At 65.6% G+C, this 14,936-nt stretch carries 17 protein-coding genes; 4 read left to right on the forward strand and 13 right to left on the reverse strand.

Translation table 11 applies throughout. From position 1 onward, the window contains the following. Positions 1-43 precede the first annotated feature (43 nt). On the forward strand, positions 44-1,480 hold the full coding sequence (locus tag AWC14_RS05840) for an RtcB family protein (protein ID WP_045376887.1): 1,437 nt from the start codon (positions 44-46) through the stop codon (positions 1,478-1,480). 1 nt (position 1,481) lies between these two features. Further along, positions 1,482-1,898: an archease gene (locus AWC14_RS05845; RefSeq protein WP_045376884.1), complete on the forward strand. Its 417-nt coding sequence runs from the start codon at positions 1,482-1,484 to the stop codon at positions 1,896-1,898. A gap of 4 nt (positions 1,899-1,902) precedes the next feature. On the opposite strand, the gene AWC14_RS05850 is transcribed toward AWC14_RS05845, so the two are convergent. From AWC14_RS05850 to AWC14_RS05860, 3 genes are all read right to left on the reverse strand, one after another. Further along, positions 1,903-4,791 (reverse strand): MMPL/RND family transporter, encoded by a 2,889-nt coding sequence (locus AWC14_RS05850; protein ID WP_045376881.1) that lies wholly within the window; start codon positions 4,789-4,791, stop codon positions 1,903-1,905. Then, positions 4,788-5,210 carry an MmpS family transport accessory protein gene (locus AWC14_RS05855; RefSeq protein ID WP_193393834.1) on the reverse strand — a complete coding sequence of 141 codons (423 nt, stop codon included), beginning with the start codon at positions 5,208-5,210 and terminating at the stop codon, positions 4,788-4,790. The genes AWC14_RS05850 and AWC14_RS05855 overlap by 4 nt, the downstream gene beginning before the upstream one ends. Before the next feature lie 190 nt (positions 5,211-5,400). Next, positions 5,401-7,017: an FAD-dependent oxidoreductase gene (locus tag AWC14_RS05860; RefSeq protein WP_142281567.1), complete on the reverse strand. Its 1,617-nt coding sequence runs from the start codon at positions 7,015-7,017 to the stop codon at positions 5,401-5,403. Positions 7,018-7,174: 157 nt separating this feature from the next. Between AWC14_RS05860 and AWC14_RS05865 the strand changes: the two genes are divergently transcribed. Then, positions 7,175-8,332 carry a phosphatidylserine decarboxylase gene (locus AWC14_RS05865; RefSeq protein WP_045376876.1) on the forward strand — a complete coding sequence of 386 codons (1,158 nt, stop codon included), beginning with the start codon at positions 7,175-7,177 and terminating at the stop codon, positions 8,330-8,332. On the opposite strand, the gene AWC14_RS05870 is transcribed toward AWC14_RS05865, so the two are convergent. From AWC14_RS05870 to AWC14_RS05910, 9 genes are read right to left on the reverse strand one after another with little or no spacing between them, the layout of a single operon-like run. After that, positions 8,329-10,125, reverse strand: a complete 1,797-nt coding sequence (locus tag AWC14_RS05870; RefSeq protein WP_045376873.1) for a complex I subunit 5 family protein — start codon at positions 10,123-10,125, stop codon at positions 8,329-8,331. The two genes, AWC14_RS05865 and AWC14_RS05870, sit on opposite strands and share 4 nt — an antisense overlap. 7 nt (positions 10,126-10,132) lie before the next feature. Further along, positions 10,133-10,483 carry a sodium:proton antiporter gene (locus AWC14_RS05875; RefSeq protein ID WP_045376870.1) on the reverse strand — a complete coding sequence of 117 codons (351 nt, stop codon included), beginning with the start codon at positions 10,481-10,483 and terminating at the stop codon, positions 10,133-10,135. Next, a complete protein-coding gene (locus AWC14_RS05880) occupies positions 10,480-11,223 on the reverse strand; it encodes an MnhB domain-containing protein (protein WP_045376867.1) in 744 nt (247 codons plus the stop codon). The genes AWC14_RS05875 and AWC14_RS05880 overlap by 4 nt, the downstream gene beginning before the upstream one ends. Beyond that, entirely contained in the window at positions 11,220-11,480 is a 261-nt protein-coding gene (locus tag AWC14_RS05885; protein WP_045376864.1) for a DUF4040 domain-containing protein, read from the reverse strand. The genes AWC14_RS05880 and AWC14_RS05885 overlap by 4 nt, the downstream gene beginning before the upstream one ends. Then, positions 11,477-11,770, reverse strand: a complete 294-nt coding sequence (locus AWC14_RS05890) for a monovalent cation/H(+) antiporter subunit G (protein ID WP_045376859.1) — start codon at positions 11,768-11,770, stop codon at positions 11,477-11,479. The genes AWC14_RS05885 and AWC14_RS05890 overlap by 4 nt, the downstream gene beginning before the upstream one ends. Continuing rightward, the gene (locus AWC14_RS05895; protein WP_045376856.1) at positions 11,767-12,021 is read right to left on the reverse strand and encodes a hypothetical protein; all 255 of its coding nucleotides are present in this window, start codon (positions 12,019-12,021) and stop codon (positions 11,767-11,769) included. The genes AWC14_RS05890 and AWC14_RS05895 overlap by 4 nt, the downstream gene beginning before the upstream one ends. Next, complete coding sequence (locus tag AWC14_RS05900) at positions 12,018-12,488, reverse strand: Na+/H+ antiporter subunit E (protein ID WP_045376849.1); 471 nt, start codon at positions 12,486-12,488, stop codon at positions 12,018-12,020. Before AWC14_RS05900 ends, AWC14_RS05895 begins: the two co-directional genes overlap by 4 nt. Further along, positions 12,472-12,885 (reverse strand): ChaB family protein, encoded by a 414-nt coding sequence (locus AWC14_RS05905; RefSeq protein ID WP_045376848.1) that lies wholly within the window; start codon positions 12,883-12,885, stop codon positions 12,472-12,474. Before AWC14_RS05905 ends, AWC14_RS05900 begins: the two co-directional genes overlap by 17 nt. Before the next feature lie 16 nt (positions 12,886-12,901). After that, positions 12,902-13,432 carry a DUF1360 domain-containing protein gene (locus AWC14_RS05910; protein WP_428838947.1) on the reverse strand — a complete coding sequence of 177 codons (531 nt, stop codon included), beginning with the start codon at positions 13,430-13,432 and terminating at the stop codon, positions 12,902-12,904. A 126-nt stretch (positions 13,433-13,558) separates the two neighbouring features. Between AWC14_RS05910 and AWC14_RS05915 the strand changes: the two genes are divergently transcribed. Next, complete coding sequence (locus tag AWC14_RS05915) at positions 13,559-14,233, forward strand: HAD family hydrolase (protein WP_045376846.1); 675 nt, start codon at positions 13,559-13,561, stop codon at positions 14,231-14,233. Positions 14,234-14,239: 6 nt separating this feature from the next. Here AWC14_RS05915 and AWC14_RS05920 read toward each other — a convergent pair whose 3' ends face one another. Then, entirely contained in the window at positions 14,240-14,923 is a 684-nt protein-coding gene (locus tag AWC14_RS05920) for a class I SAM-dependent methyltransferase (protein WP_045376843.1), read from the reverse strand. Positions 14,924-14,936 lie beyond the last annotated feature (13 nt).

A 14,936-nucleotide genomic window follows, 5' to 3' on the forward strand; every position in this document is an offset into this window, starting at 1 on the left:
GGCGCGAAAGCCACCTGGCGCGTGACAAGCGCACGATGGTGGTATGCGGATCTCATCGTCGGCGCTGATAGCGGAAACACCGTTTCGCTTCCGAATCGACCGATCCGGCGAAATGTTGGTGCCCGGGGTGATCTTCGCCTCGCAGTCGCTGCTGCCCGAGACCAACCTGGAGCCGCTGCTGCAGCAAGTGGCGAACGTCGCGACGCTTCCCGGGATCGTCGAGGCGTCGTATGCGATGCCGGACATCCATCTGGGGTACGGGTTTCCGATCGGTGGTGTGGCGGCCACCGATGTGCGTGACGGCGGCGTGATCTCGCCGGGCGGAGTCGGATTCGACATTTCGTGCGGTGTGCGACTGCTGGCCGCCGACCTCGACCGAGAGGACTTCGTCCCGGTCGCCGCGACGGTGATGGACGGATTGAGCAGACGGATCCCGCGCGGTGCGGGACCGGGCGCCGTGTGGTCGCAGGTGAGCCGCGGCGAGCTGGACAAGGTCATGCGCGCAGGTGCGCGCTACGTGGTCGAGCGTCGTGGCGGCTCTGAGCTCGACTTGGATCGCTGCGAAGATGCCGGGACGTTCGACGACGCCGACACCGGCGCGGTCAGTGAGCAGGCGCGCGCCCGCGGAATGCGCCAGCTCGGCAGCCTCGGGTCGGGGAACCACTTCCTGGAAGTTCAGGCGGTGTCGGAGGTGTTCGACGAGCCGGTCGCCAAGGCGTTCGGGCTGCGCGTCGGGCAGGTCTGCGTGATGATCCACTGCGGCTCGCGTGGCCTCGGACACCAGATCTGCACCGACGAGGTACGGGCGATCGAGCGGAGCATGGCCCGCCACGGCGTGCAGGTCCCGGATCGGCAGTTAGCCTGCGCGCCAGTCGATTCCGCCGAAGGTCGGCGTTACTTGGCAGCGATGTCCGCTGCCGCCAATTACGCTCGCGCCAACCGGCAGCTCCTCGGATCGTCAGCAAGCGACGTGTTTGAGGCTGTCACCGGGACGGGGCTGGAGTTGGTCTACGACATCTCGCACAACCTTGCCCGCATCGAGCGGCATGAGGTCGACGGGCACACACTGGAGCTCTGCGTCCACCGCAAGGGCGCCACCAGGGCATTGCCGCCCGGACATCCTGATTTGCCAACGGATTTGGCTGACGTGGGGCAGCCGGTGCTGATCCCCGGCTCGATGGGGACGTCGTCGTACGTGCTGGCCGGAGTGCGCGGCGGCGGCGCGTTCCATTCGACGTGTCACGGCGCCGGCCGGCGGCTCAGTCGGCACCAGGCGGCCCGCTCAGTGTCGCCGAAGGCCCTGCGGGACCAACTCGAGCGGCAGCAGGGAATTCAAGTCAGGGGGGCGTCGGCGCGCGGGCTGGCCGAGGAGGCGCCGTCGGCCTACAAAGACGTGTCGGAAGTCGTCGCCGTCGCCGAACAGGCCGGTCTGTGTCGCACGGTCGCCCGGCTGGTGCCGCTGGGCGTGGTGAAAGGCTGACGTGGCCGGCAGCGGGCACCGAACGGTGCCGCATCCGGCCGACGTGACGATCGAGGCGTGGGGACCCACGCGCGAGGCGTGCCTCGCCGAGGCGGTAGTGGGGTTGGCGGCCAGCTTCGTCGACCTTTCCGATGCACGGCCGGTCGATACCGTAAGCCTGGATGTGGCCGCCGCCGACGACGAGGATCGTCTGGTGGCGGCGCTCGACCAGCTGATCTATCTGCTTGACACGCAAGGAGTTATCCCGACAAGTGCCGACGTGGACATCGGGGCGCAAACCTTCCGGTTGACCATGTCGGTGGCGTCGCTGGCCGACGTCACGCCGATCGGCGCGTCACCGAAGGCAGTTGCCCTTTCCGGGCTGGAATTTCGGCGCACCGGCAACCAGTGGCGCTGCCGCGCGACGATCGACGTGTGACTGGTCAGGGCGTCCGGCGCTTGGGCACGCGGGACGGTTCTGCCAGCAGCGCACGCACCAATGGCCGGGGACCGACAGACCGCAGCATCTGGCTGGCCGGCCGGGTGCGCACCTTTTTCGGCCACCAGAACCAGCGACCCAGCAGGGTGGCGATCGACGGTGTGATGAGCGAGCGCACGACCAGCGTGTCGAACAGCAACCCGATGCCGATCGTGGTGCCGAACTGACCGATTGAGCGCAGGTCGCTGGTGATCATCGATCCCATCGTGAAGGCGAATACGAGGCCTGCGGCCGTCACCACCGGGCCTGTGCTGCCCATGCCACGAATGATGCCGGTCTTCAAGCCGGCGCCGATCTCTTCCTCGAACCGCGACACGAGCATCAGGTTGTAGTCGGACCCCACGGCCAACAGCACGATCAGAGCGAACTCCAATGCCACCCAGTGCATTTGGAAATGAATGATGTGCTGCCAGATGAGGTTCGAGAAGCCGAAGGCGGCGCCCAGCGACACTACGATGGTGCCGACGATCACAAACGCGGCTACCAAGGCCCGCGTAATGAGAACCATGATGATGAATATCAACATGATCGAGGCTACTGCTGCGATCATGAGGTCGAATTTTGCGCCGTCGCGGATGTCTTTGTAGGTCGCGGCGGTGCCGCCGAGCTCGATGTTGGCGTTGGACAGCGAGGTCAACTTCAACGCCTCACGTGCCGCCTGGCGCTCGGCGTCGACGGTCGAAATGCCTTCTGTGGTCGCGGGATCGACAGCGTGGGTGATGATGAGACGGGCGGCCTTGCCATCCGGGGAGACCATCAGTTTCAGACCCAGTTGGAAGTCTGGGTTGTCGAAAACCTCCGGAGGCAAGTAGAACGAATCGTCCACTTTTGAATCGTCGAATGCCCGCCCCATCACGGAGCTGGTATCGGTGAGGCGGTCGAACTGTGTGATCAGGCTGTTGAACGTGCTGTACGTGGTCAACGTGATGTCCCGGATCGACTTCGACACCGCGATCATCGGCGGGATTTGCGCCAGCAATTGCGGCTGCAATCTGTCGATCCGCTGCGCGTCGTCGACGAGCGCCGCGGTCTGCTCGGCGAGCTGGTCGACACCGTCGGTGGCGTCATAGAGGGATCGAAACGCCCAACAGATCGGGATGTCGAAACAGTGCTTCTCCCAATAGAAGTAGCTGCGGATCGGCCGGAAGAAATCGTCGAAGTCGGCGACATTGTCTCTGATCTTGTCAGTGACGGCTTGCAGTTTCTGCAGGTCGCGGGTCGTGTCGTGGGTGGCCTCCGTTAGCTGGCGCGTCAGGTCGTATGTGCGCTCCAGAATGGCGATCATCGTGTCGAGGTCGCCGACAGTCTTCAACGTGTCGGCTACCCGATCTTTCAGGTACTGCAGGTTGTCTCTGATCGGCGCGCTTTGCACACTGAGCTGAAAGGGTACCGACCCGTGTTCGATGGGCGGACCGAGCGGCCTGGTGATGCTCTGCACCCGTTCGATACCGGGCAGCCGGAAAATATTTTTGGCCACCCTGTCCAGGACCAGCAGATCGGTTGGATTACGTAAATCGTGGTCGGTCTCGATCATCAGCAGATCGGGATTCAGGCGGGCCTCCGAAAAGTGTTGGCCCGCTGCATCGTAGGCCTTTTTGGATGAGACGCGACCGGGCAGGTAGTACCGCTCGTTGTACAGCGGGTTGAAGCCGGCCAGCCCCAGTGCACCGATGATGGCGGCGGCAAGTGCGGTGGTGAGAATCGGCGCCGGCCAGCGAACGATGGCGGTTGCGAGTCGGCGCCATCGCCGATAGTTGAACTCTCGCTTGGGGTCGAGCAGACCGAAATGGCTTGCCACGGTCATTACCGCAGGGCCCAGGGTGAGCCCGGCGGCGACCACTACGAACAGCCCGACGGAGCATGGGATACCCAGCGAATTGAAGTAGGGCAGCCGGGTAAAACGCAGGCAGAACAATGCCGCGACGATGGTCAGGCCCGAACCCACGATGACTTTGGAGACACCCGTGAACGTGTCGTGATAGGCGGCTTCCCGATCCATGCCGGCGCTACGGCCCTCCTGGTAGCGGCCGAGCCGGAAGATCGCATAGTCCGTTCCCGCCGCGATGGCCAACGCGGTGAGTAGGTTCACGGCGAACGTTGACAGGCCCAGTAGGCCGCTATATGCGAGCAGCGCGACGACGCCCCGGGACGCGGCCAATTCGACGAAGACGACGAACAACAGGAGCAGCACGGTAGAAACCGAGCGGAAAACGAAAAGCAGCATCATCGTGATGACGAGGACGGTGATCATCGTCATCTTCAGCATGCTTTTGTCACCGGCCTCGATCGTGTCCGCGGTCAGTGCTCCTTGACCGGCCACGTAAGCCTTGACGCCTTTCGGCGGTGTCGAATGCTCCACGATCTTGCGGACGGCCTCGACAGATTTGTTCCCGCGAGCCCCGCCTTGATTGCCCACCAGGTTGACCTGAACGTAGGCGGCCTTGTGGTCATAGCTTTCCACGCCCGACGACGTGAACCGGTGTCCCCAGAAGTCCAGCAGGTACTGGACGTCTTCGCTGTCTTGCCTTAGCCGACGTACCAGCTCGTCGTAATACTTATGGGCATCGTCGCCCAACTCGTGGTCACCGACGAGGGTCACCAGCACGAGGTTGTCGGAGTTGTATTCCTTGAACTTCTCGCCTATCCGCTTCATCCCCTTCACCGACGGCGCATCGGTGGGCGACAACGGAACTGACGTCTCTGCGGCGATCTTTTCCAATTGCGGTATGAACACGTTCAGAGCAACCGCGAACACCAGCCAGACCAGAATGATGGGAACCGCGAGGAATCGGATCGTGCGGGCGATCGGGTGCTTTTCCTGGTTGTCACTCATGCCGATTTGTCCAGGCAGGAAATCTGGGCGTTGCGTCCGTTCGCCGATTGCTCGTCCACAAGCTTGCCGTCGACGGTTATGCGGCAACCGATGTAGTCGCTATCTCCCTGCGCCACCACGTAGGCGAAGATTCCCGGCAGCCGCGCTGTGATGGTGCGCGACCACGGCAGCGTCGTGAAATCCGCCCGCTGCGGCTGGGCGTTTTCGTCCATCCAATTGACGACGCCGGCCGTCCCCGGCGGGCCGATGATCTCGTAAGTGGCGCTTTTCGACGCGTACGGCGGGGTCTGACTGCGCGGATCGAGTTTCGACGAGGTGGTGATCGGAAAGATCCCGTGCAGACGTTCGACGGCGAACCCGCCCACGGCAAGCGCGACGGCGACGACCAATGGTATCCATGCCCGCTTGAGGACGTTCACCACAGGATCCCCTAGCTCCGCCGGCGCGCGGGGCACACCCAGGCTTGTTCACGCTTGTGCCACAGCCCGTGCGGTCGTCAATGTCCTATATGTAGGCCTCCACATTCCATCTGGTGCCTTGAACTTACCGCTTCTCGACCACGAGAGGGCGGCAACAGAAAATTGCCGCCTGCGGACCCGGTCCGCACCGCTACGCCGCCAGCGAGACAGGCTTTTTGGTGAACCGCAGCCCCTCGTCGTCGACCTTGCCGCGCCTGATCATCTGCACGTCGAGCAGATAGTTCTGGTTGAGCCGCCACGGCTTGCGTGAGCCCTGCTTGGGCAGCTCGTCGAGTTTACGCAGCACATAGCCCGGTGTGAATTCCAGGAACGGCCGCTCCTCGACGTCCGGGGCCGGCCGCTCGGGCACGACGACGTCGTAGCCGTTGGCGTCCATGTAATTCAAGATGCGGCAGACGAATTCCGACACCAGGTCGGCTTTGAGCGTCCAGCCTATGTTGGTGTAGCCGACCGTGTAGGCCAGGTTGGGCAGGCCCGAGAGCATCATGCCCTTGTAAGCCATCGTCTGCGTCAGGTCCACCTCCTGCCCGTCGACGGTGCCGGTAGCGCCCCCGAAGAGCTGCAGATCCAGACCCGTTGCGGTGACGATGATGTCAGCGGTCAGTTCACGTCCCGAGCCGAGTTTGATACCGGTGGGGGTGAACCGGTCGATGGTGTCGGTGACCACCTCGACCGTCCCGTGCCGGATGGCACGGAACAGGTCGCCGTTGGGCACGACACACAGCCGTTGGTCCCACGGGTTGTAGCGCGGGCTGAAGTGCTTGTCGATGTCATAGCCTTGGGGTAGCTGGCGTTTGACAAGTCCCATCAGGATCTTGCGCATCCGCTGCGGGAACCGTCGGCACAGCTGGTACAGCGCGACCTGCAAGACCACGTTCTTCCACCGGACGATGGCGTAGGCCTTGCCGTTGGGCAGCACCCGGTTGAGCCCGGCGGCGACGGGATCGCGCTCGGGCTGCGAGATGATGTAGCCCGGCGAGCGCTGCAGCATCGTGACGTGCTTGGCGCCCGAATTGGCAAGTGCGGGAACCAAAGTCACAGAGGTAGAACCGCTACCGATAACGATGATGTTCTTGCCGGTGTAGTCGAGATCCTCGGGCCAGTGCTGCGGATGGATGATCGGGCCGGTGAAGTCCTGGTAGCCGGGAAACGTTGGCGTGTAACCCTGCTCGTAGTTGTAATAGCCGCTGCACAAGAACAGAAACGAGCAGCTGATCGTGCTTTCCTGGCCGTCCGTTTCGACGCGCACACTCCAGCGGGTCTCGTCGCTCGACCAGTCCGTGCGGACGACTTTGTGGTTGAACCGGATGTGCTTGTCGATGCCATAGGTGGCCGCGGTGTCCTTGATGTACTCCAGGATCGCGGTGCCGTCGGCGATGGCCTGGCTGCCCGTCCACGGGCGGAAGCGAAAGCCGAGCGTGTACATGTCGGAGTCGGAGCGGATGCCCGGATACCGGAAGAGGTTCCAGGTGCCGCCCATGTCCGGCCGCTTTTCCAGGATGGCGTAGCTCTTGGTGGGACAGCGCTCCTGCAGATGCCACGCGGCACTGATGCCCGAAATGCCGGCTCCCACGATCACGACGTCGAAGTGTTCGGCCATAGCCCACGGTAGCAACAGATTGAGCAGCGGATTCGGTAATTGGCGGGGCCGCGGCGCGGCCAGGTCGCGAACCTTGATGTTGGTCTCCTGCGAGCGCCAAACCAGGATGTCGAAGGCCCGCTCCGCGGAGACGCCGTATGCGGCCATCAGCACGTCCTTGGCCTGTTGGATCCGGGCCCGCGATACGCCATCCTCCCCAGTTCACCCGAGTGCCCGCCCACAGCCACCACGAAGCCGGGTAAGTCACCTTTTCTGCGGGTATGCCCGAGATGGACAGACCCGCGCAGCCTCGAGGAGTGTCGCCATGAGCCGGCCCGAAGCGATCGTCACGAAATTGCGAGAAACGCTCGGCAAAGACCCGAGCCTGGCCGATCTGCTGGAGGGCTCGTTGGCCAAGGCCCGGCAGTGGGCCGAGGCCGACCTGGACCCCCAACTGTTCGAGGCGCTGGAATGGCCCGCCGACGTCGGGCAGTACGAGGAGTACGTCAAGCGCTTCGTGCGGTGGGTGCCCCACGAATCGGATGGGGCAGCCTGGAAGCAGGAGGGCAGCGCCCAAGAACTCAGCGACCGGATGAGCCACTTCTACTTTCTGGCGAGCCAGAAAGTCGGCGACAAGGCGCTGCAAGACTCGGCCGTGTTCCGGGAGTGGATGACCCAGTTTGCCCGTGAGTGGGGCGAGTTCCTGGACTCCCCGGAGTCGTTCAGCCCGCAGGCGTTGCAGTCGTTTATCGACAACGCGCCGGAGTACCGCCTTCACGAATCACTGGTCGACGGCGCGCCGAACGCACCCAGCGGCTGGCTGACCGCCAACCAGTTCATTGCCCGCGAAATCAACGGCGGGCTGCGCCCGATCGCGGAGCCCGCCAGCAACGGCGTGATCACCCGACCGGCCGACTGCAGCTACCAGCACACCTACGACATCGACGCCGAGTCGTACATTCCCGCCACCACCGTCAAGAACGAAAAGTTCGGCAATATCAAGCAACTCATCGAAGGCAGCCAGTACGCCGAAAGCTTCGCCGGGGGCACGTTCGTGCACTACATGCTGCCGGTGCATGCCTACCACCGCTACCACCTGCCGGTCGGAGGCCTGGTCAAGGAGTCGTTCCGGATCAACGGCAAGGTCTTCATGGAGGTGGGTATCGAAGATCAGCAGCTGCAAGGCAGTGACAGCGCCAGCAGCGGATACGAGTTCTCGCAGACGCGAGGCGTGGTGACCATCGACACCGCACAATCCGACGCGGGCGACATCGGCGTCGTCGCGGTCATTCCGGTGGGCATGGCGCACGTGTCGTCGGTGGTGCTGACCTCGACCGCCGGCCGGCACATGGCCAAAGGCGAAGAGTTCGGCTACTTCCAGTTCGGCGGCTCGGACATCATCATCCTCTTCCAGCAGGGGGTCAACCCGCAGATCGACAAGAGCGAGGAATTCCGGCTCGTCGGTACGCCGTTGGCCCGCTAGCGCAGTTGCAGACCCAAGACCGCGGCCAGCAGGGACAACGCGGCGAACATCCATGCGACGTAGTCGCCGACATGCCCGAAGTGCACCCTGTGTAGCACCGCGACAGCCGGGCGGTACACGCGTTGCAGCGCAGACTCGTTGTCCCGCAAGCCAATAGCGGCCACACCGGCGGCAGCGGCCACCCCTGTCAAGGCCAGGAGTATCCCCGAGGCAGACCAGCCCGGCGCCGGACCGGCCGACGCACCGGCGCCGTTGTGCCCGAGAATCGCGGCCAGGTAGCCGGCTGTGTCGACGAATTGCCGCCCGGCCGCGTCCGCGGCCTCGGACACCCGGGGCAACGCGCCGGCCGCGAGGCAGCCGACCAACAGCACGGCGATCGCCGTGTACATGCTCGGCGGCGTGCGGCCCAATACCGTGTCCGGCTCTTCCTCCCCCTTCGTGGCGCCGTTCGTGGACTGCTCCACGCCACTGCCCCATCGGGTGAAGCAGCGCACGCCGGCACGCAACACCGCGCCACCGGTGACCGCCGAGATCACCAGGAACAGTGCAGCGCCCCAAGCCGATCCAATCGCCTCCTCGCACAACGACTTTCCCAGCGCCGTGCCGAACGGCGGCAACCCGGCCAGCGCTACGGCTGCGAGCAGATAGAGTCCGCCCAAAAACCACTGGCCTCGCCCGCGCCCAGACAGCTCGAACTCGTCGACCGTTTGGTGGCGGTCGAGCAACAGCCCCACGAGCAAGAACAGTGCCGACTTCGCCCCGGCATGACCCACCACGTAGACGGCAGTCCCACCGACCGCGTCGGGCCGCAGGGACGCGGCGGCCACCAGAAACAACCCCATGTGACCGATCGTGGAATAGGCCAGCAGCCGCTTGAGATGCCGTTGCAGCAGGCACATCACCGCGCCGACCGCCGCGGTCAGCACCCCCACGACGACGAAGGTGTGCGCGACAGCGGTGCGCGGCAGCGCCCCGGCGAACGTCACCCAGTAGACCCGCCACATCCCGTACAGGCCGAGCTCCACCATCACACCGGAGAACAGCACGCACACCCCGGCCGGCGCGACGGCATGCGCGTCGGCCAGCCAAAAGTGCAGCGGCACAATGGCGCCCTTCACCAGCAGCCCGGCCAGGATCAGCACGAAGGCGGCGACGGTGGCCGCCTTGGGCCCGCCGCGCGTCAGTGCCATCCCGGCCTGCGCCATGCCCAGCTGGCCCACCTGCGCGTAGAGCATCGCGATGCCGACCAGTGACAGGCAGGCTGAAAGCGATTGGATGATACCGAAATTCAGCGCTCCCTGGACGGCCGACTTGTCTTCGATCTTGATGCCGGTCAAGGCATATGCCACGGCGCCCATCAGTTCCAGGAACACGAACAGGTTGAACAAATCACTCGCCAGCACAAAGCCGTTCATTGCGGCCAGGAACAGCAGCATCAGCGCATCGAAGCGGGGGCCGGCCTCGTCGAGGCCGCGGCGGCTGTAGAGCGCAGCGCAGGCCGTCAGCACGCTCACCAACGTCGCCAGGCCGGCGGACAGCGGGTCCGCGGCCAGCGCGATCCCGACCGTTGCGCGCCCCAGCATGGACCAGCCGCCAATCCACGTGACGAGCATGTGCTCGCCCGCGGCCACTGCGGCGAAACCGGCAAGGCCGGCCGAGGCGATCGACACCGCCAATGTCAGCCACGTGGCCGTCGCACCCGAGATCCGCCCGCCGAGCGCGAGCAGCAGGCAGCCCGCCACGATGGGCACGGCGACCAGCAGCGGCAGCAGCTGTGCCGCGGTTGTCTGCACGGCTGACTCAGCCCTTCAGCGCCGAGAGCTCGTCGGGATCCACTGTGCCGTGGCGCTTGTGGATCTGGATGACCAGCGCCAGCAACAGCGCGGTGACGGTGGCCTGGATGACGATGTCGGTCAGGGTCATCGCCTGCACGACGGGATCGACGACGTTGGTCGGCGGCGGCGGATTGGGCCCGGCGAAAATCGGTGGGGCAGCGCCGCGCTGAAATCCGACCGCCAGCAGGAGAAGATAGGTGCCGGACTGGGCCACCGACAGACATACCACCGCGTGGATCAGGTTGCGGCTGCGCATGATTCCCCAGGCGCCGATCAGCACCAGCCAGCCGGCCACGCAGTACGGGTAAACGCTCATCGGCTATCGCTTCGCCGGGCGACGGTGATCTCCTGGGCCAGGAATTGCCCCAGCAACACCGTCATGCCGCAGGCGACCTCCACACCGACGGCGACGTTGAGCAGCACCACGGAGCCCGACGAGAACAGGTTGCCCATGGTCCCGGAGGGCAGCAGGTTGACGAAAAACACGCCGCCGACGAGCATCCCGGCCAACCCGATCGCCACGAATGCCGCGGCCCCCAGTGCCTCGCCGATGTCGAAGACGTTGAGGGGCCGCAGCCGATCCAGTGCCCGGAAGCTGCCGGTGATGTACAGCAGGTGCAACCCGGCGGCCAGCACCACCCCGCCCTGAAATCCGCCGCCCGGCGTGAGATGTCCGTGCACGACGATGTCGATGCCCAGCGCAATGGTCACCGGCAACATGAGATAACCGACCAGGCGGGTCGCATCGAGCGCGGCGCCGCGGCCGGGCGCGTTGTATTCACGCTCCTCGACGGCGGGGCGCAGCAGCGCCATCACCCCGGTCACCGAACCGAGCAGAATCGTCTCCTCCCCCATGGTGTCCAGCGCGCGTTGATCGAAGTTCACCGAGGCGACGACATTGGCGGTGGCTCGCGAAAACGCCGCCGGCACAGCCAGATCCCGGTACAGGTGGCGGGCCTGTCCGAACGCCGGCAGCTGCCCGAAGCTCAGCCACAGCAGCACTGCCAGCCCGCCCGCCCCGGCGAGGAAAAGCGCCGTTCGCACCCCGCGATTCATCGGCCGTCCTCTTCGGCTTCGGCCCTGTGACGGCGGAGGGCGCGGAAGGTCAGCATGACCATCAACGGCACCACGACTCCGCCGATCACCAGCTGCGACAGCGCGACGTCGGGGGCCTGCAGCACCACGAACAGCATCGTCAGCGCGAGACCGAACACGGACAGCGGTATCGCCTGCTGTTCGGGGCGACCGGTCAGCGCGACCACGGTGCCGGTCACCCCGGTCAGCGTCACCACCACCAGCACCAGGGCGGTCACGACGGCGAATCCTCGTCGACCAGGCCGTCATGCTGTGCCGCCAGCCGGCCCGTCGCGGCCGTCATCACCGGGGCGCCCACCGCGACCACCACGACTGTCACCGCGATCATCGCCGACGATTCGGTCCACCCCTGCGAAATCATCAGTCCCACACCGATCAACGGCACACCCAGCGACGTCGTGGCCGCCAGCAGGTGCAGGCGGTCAAATACCCGCGGCAGCGTTACTGCCCCCAGCGCGGACAACACCATGACCGCAACGCCGGCGAAAACCACACACCACGCGATCACGGCTTGCCCGCCAGCAGCCGGGTGAACACCATGGTTCCCGGCAACGTCACCAACGCCAGCACCAAAGCGACGATCAGGTCCAGATTCCGTTGCCACGCAACGGCAACCAGCATCACCGTCATGACGACCGCGACGCTTGCGAACTCCAGACCCACCAGCCGGCTCCGGGGGTCACCGCGAGACGCCATCCAGGTGCCGGGCAGGAACACCCCGAACAGCAACGCCAGCGCCGCGACCTCGCCCGGATTCACCGCTGCACCGCCGTCGCCAACCGACCGGTGCCCGGCCGGACACGATGCAGCAATATCTCTGAATCACTATCCAGCACAACGGTTCCCGGAGTGGTGGCAAAAGCCAGCACGGCCGCCGCGCGGAGCGCGTCCGCGACCGGTTCGGATTCGGCCGGCAAGGCCACCGTACTGATCACGCCGCGCCGGCCTCGCATCAGCACGTATGCCCAGACCTGCACCGCTTGGACCGGCACGTCGCGCAAAACGGTTGCGGCCCAACGAATCCAGCCGATGCGGAACCGCCAGTAACCGCGGTTGGCCCGTCGGGCGGACCGTGCCGCCACGGCGCAGGGCAGCGTGCAAACCAGTGCCAGGGCGAGTTCGGCGGCGGTGACCGACGTGAGCGTCGCAAGCCAGACCACTGCGGTGATTGCCCACCACAGCAGAATTTCGCTCAGCGCGGCGAACCGGTCACCGGGCCCGGGCACGACGGTTGGCCTTTTTGATCGCGTCGACCAATTCGGCCTTGTTCATCGTCGAGCGTCCGTGAACGTCGAGCCGGCGCGCGACGTCGAGCAAGTGCTTCTTGCTGGCGTTGGTGTCGACGCCCTCCGCCGACGGGATCGGGTTGCGCAGGCCGCCGCGCTCGGCACGCTTGTCGGACGGACCCTTCTTCTTCTTGGGTTCCCAGTGGTCGCCGACCTTTTCGAAGCTGTGCTTGAGCGCGGAATAGGCGACCCGGTGCGCTCGCTGCTCGCTGCCGTACTCTTCGGCAGCCGCATCGTGAGCCTTGGCGAACGTGCGCTGGGCCTTGGCGCTGGAGCGCTGAAGCGTGCTGGGCAGCTCGCTTTTCTTGGCTTTACCGCCCTTCGTGGTCTTGGGCATGAATCCTCCTTGTTTGTCAACCCTGCGCGGACTGCTGAGCCATCGCGTAGGCAAGCTGTAAGAAGTCGGCGCCGGCTAGTGCGGTGAAGCAGCCCGCCACCAGACGGGTGAACCGGGGCGCGAAGATCAGGCCGATGACGAATGCGGTGGCCACCCACATGTCGAGGCAGAACGGGCAGGTCAGCAGTTCGCCCAGGCTGTGCCGCAGCTGGCTGTCCTGCCGGGTTTCCTCCTGCACCTCGGCCGGTCCGCCGGTCCCGGCATACTCGGCGAACGGCGCCCGCAGCGGGCTGGTCACCGCGTCCTTGGTCAACGAGCGCGAAAGCTTGTGGGTCCCGCAGGTCACCGTGAGAAGGTCTTGGGTCCGCCAGCGTTCGGGCAGCTTGCGGCCGGTGACCGAGGCGATGAGCGCCGTCACGGCGACCACCGTGCCGTACACGAACAGCACCACCAGGTATCCGCCCAACGGTCGCGGATTGTCGCCCCGGTAAGCTTCTGCCTCCTGACGCGCCCGTTTGCCGATTTCCCTTACGTCGCCCACAACCACTCCTCGAGGTCGGCTCCGGCACCCGGTTACCCGATGTCGACGCCTGGCAATCACCGTGAGTTGTCCGCTTGCAGAGCGGGTATCCACAGGGCTGGCAAACCACCAAGAAGAAAGGATCGCGCGGTCATGGTCGAACCGAAACCGGCTGTGCTCTTCGATGTCGACGGAACGCTGGTCGATTCCAACTTTCACCACGTCGTGGCGTGGCATCGCGCGTTTCTCGACGTCGACAAGGAGGTGCCGTGCTGGCGCATCCACGGGCTGATCGGCCGGTCGGGCTCGGAACTGGTCCGGATCCTGCTCGGCGACGAGTTCGCCGAGGTCCACGGGTCCGACGTCGAAAAGCGCCACACCCGCTACTTCGTCGAGAGCGCATCCACGTTGCGCACGCTTCCGGGTGCGCGTGAGCTGCTCGGCGCGATCGCCGAGCAGGGCTGGCGGGCGGTGTTGGCAACGTCGGCCGGAGAAGAGGAGTTAGCCGTACTGCGCGACGTGCTGGACGCCGAGGACCTGGTGGCCGCGGTAACGTCGGCCGCCGACGCCGACAAGAGCAAGCCGCACCCGGACATCGTCACCAGCGCGCTGGAATGCATTGGCGCCCAGCCGGGCCAGGCCATTTTTCTGGGCGACACCGTGTGGGATGTCCAGGCGGGCCGCCGCGCCGGCGTTCCGACCGCCGCGGTGCTCAGCGGCGGAATTGCGCGGGAGGCGCTGGAACATGCCGGCGCGGCGGCAATCTATGCCGGACCGCTCGATGTGCGGGCCCACCTCGAGGAGTTCGGCCAACTCCTGCGGCTTTGACGATTGTCAGCCCAGGTGCGCAGACAGCAGCCAGGCGGGCACCGACTTGCGTCCGTTGCCCTCGTCGCGCAAATCCACCACCGGGAACTCCGGAGACGGGCCGTCCGGGAAGTTGGCGTGAATCCGTGCGGGCCGGATTTCGTCGATGACCCAGTACTTGGACACCACGTCGCGTAGCTCGTCCTCGGTGACCGGGTTGGCCGGGCTGTCCGGCATGCCGGCGCGGTCGAAGACCAGCACGAAGTACGACGCACCGGGAGCGGCGGCGCGGACGATCGATTGCTGATATCCCTCGCGAAGTTCGACGGGCATCGAATGGAACAGGGTGCTGTCGATGATCGTGCCGAACCGGCCGTCGTAGCCGGTGAAAGAGGAGATGTCGGCGACCTCGAACGTGGCGTTGGTCAACCCGCGCCGGGCGGCCTCGGCCCGGGCCAACTCGATAGCGGTGGGCGATGCGTCCAGCCCGACGGTGTTGTGCCCCAACGCCGCCAGGTGCAGCGACACCGCGGCCTCGCCACAGCCCGCGTCGAGCACGTCGCCGTGGATCTTGCCGGCGTCGATCAGCGCCGCGATCTCCGGCTGCGGCTCACCGAGGCTCCACGGCGGGCGGGCGCCCAGCCCGAACTGGGCGGCCTCGCCGCGGTAGGCGGGGTCGAAATCGAAATCGAATTCTCTCGTTTCAGTCATGCCGTCCGGTATA

It is taken from the genome of Mycobacterium kyorinense, from assembly GCF_002101735.1.
GTDB lineage: Bacteria > Actinomycetota > Actinomycetes > Mycobacteriales > Mycobacteriaceae > Mycobacterium > Mycobacterium kyorinense.

What these genes read in the sequence shown, in the direction of transcription:
- AWC14_RS05920 (WP_045376843.1), bottom strand. Translation starts at nt 14,923, where the DNA reads ATGACTGAAACGAGAGAATTCGATTTCGATTTCGACCCCGCCTACCGC.
- AWC14_RS05865 (WP_045376876.1), top strand. Translation starts at nt 7,175, where the DNA reads ATGAGCCGGCCCGAAGCGATCGTCACGAAATTGCGAGAAACGCTCGGC.
- AWC14_RS05850 (WP_045376881.1), bottom strand. Translation starts at nt 4,791, where the DNA reads ATGAGTGACAACCAGGAAAAGCACCCGATCGCCCGCACGATCCGATTC.
- AWC14_RS05875 (WP_045376870.1), bottom strand. Translation starts at nt 10,483, where the DNA reads ATGAGCGTTTACCCGTACTGCGTGGCCGGCTGGCTGGTGCTGATCGGC.
- AWC14_RS05860 (WP_142281567.1), bottom strand. Translation starts at nt 7,017, where the DNA reads ATGGCCGCATACGGCGTCTCCGCGGAGCGGGCCTTCGACATCCTGGTT.
- AWC14_RS05880 (WP_045376867.1), bottom strand. Translation starts at nt 11,223, where the DNA reads ATGAATCGCGGGGTGCGAACGGCGCTTTTCCTCGCCGGGGCGGGCGGG.
- AWC14_RS05915 (WP_045376846.1), top strand. Translation starts at nt 13,559, where the DNA reads ATGGTCGAACCGAAACCGGCTGTGCTCTTCGATGTCGACGGAACGCTG.
- AWC14_RS05840 (WP_045376887.1), top strand. Translation starts at nt 44, where the DNA reads ATGCGGATCTCATCGTCGGCGCTGATAGCGGAAACACCGTTTCGCTTC.
- AWC14_RS05905 (WP_045376848.1), bottom strand. Translation starts at nt 12,885, where the DNA reads ATGCCCAAGACCACGAAGGGCGGTAAAGCCAAGAAAAGCGAGCTGCCC.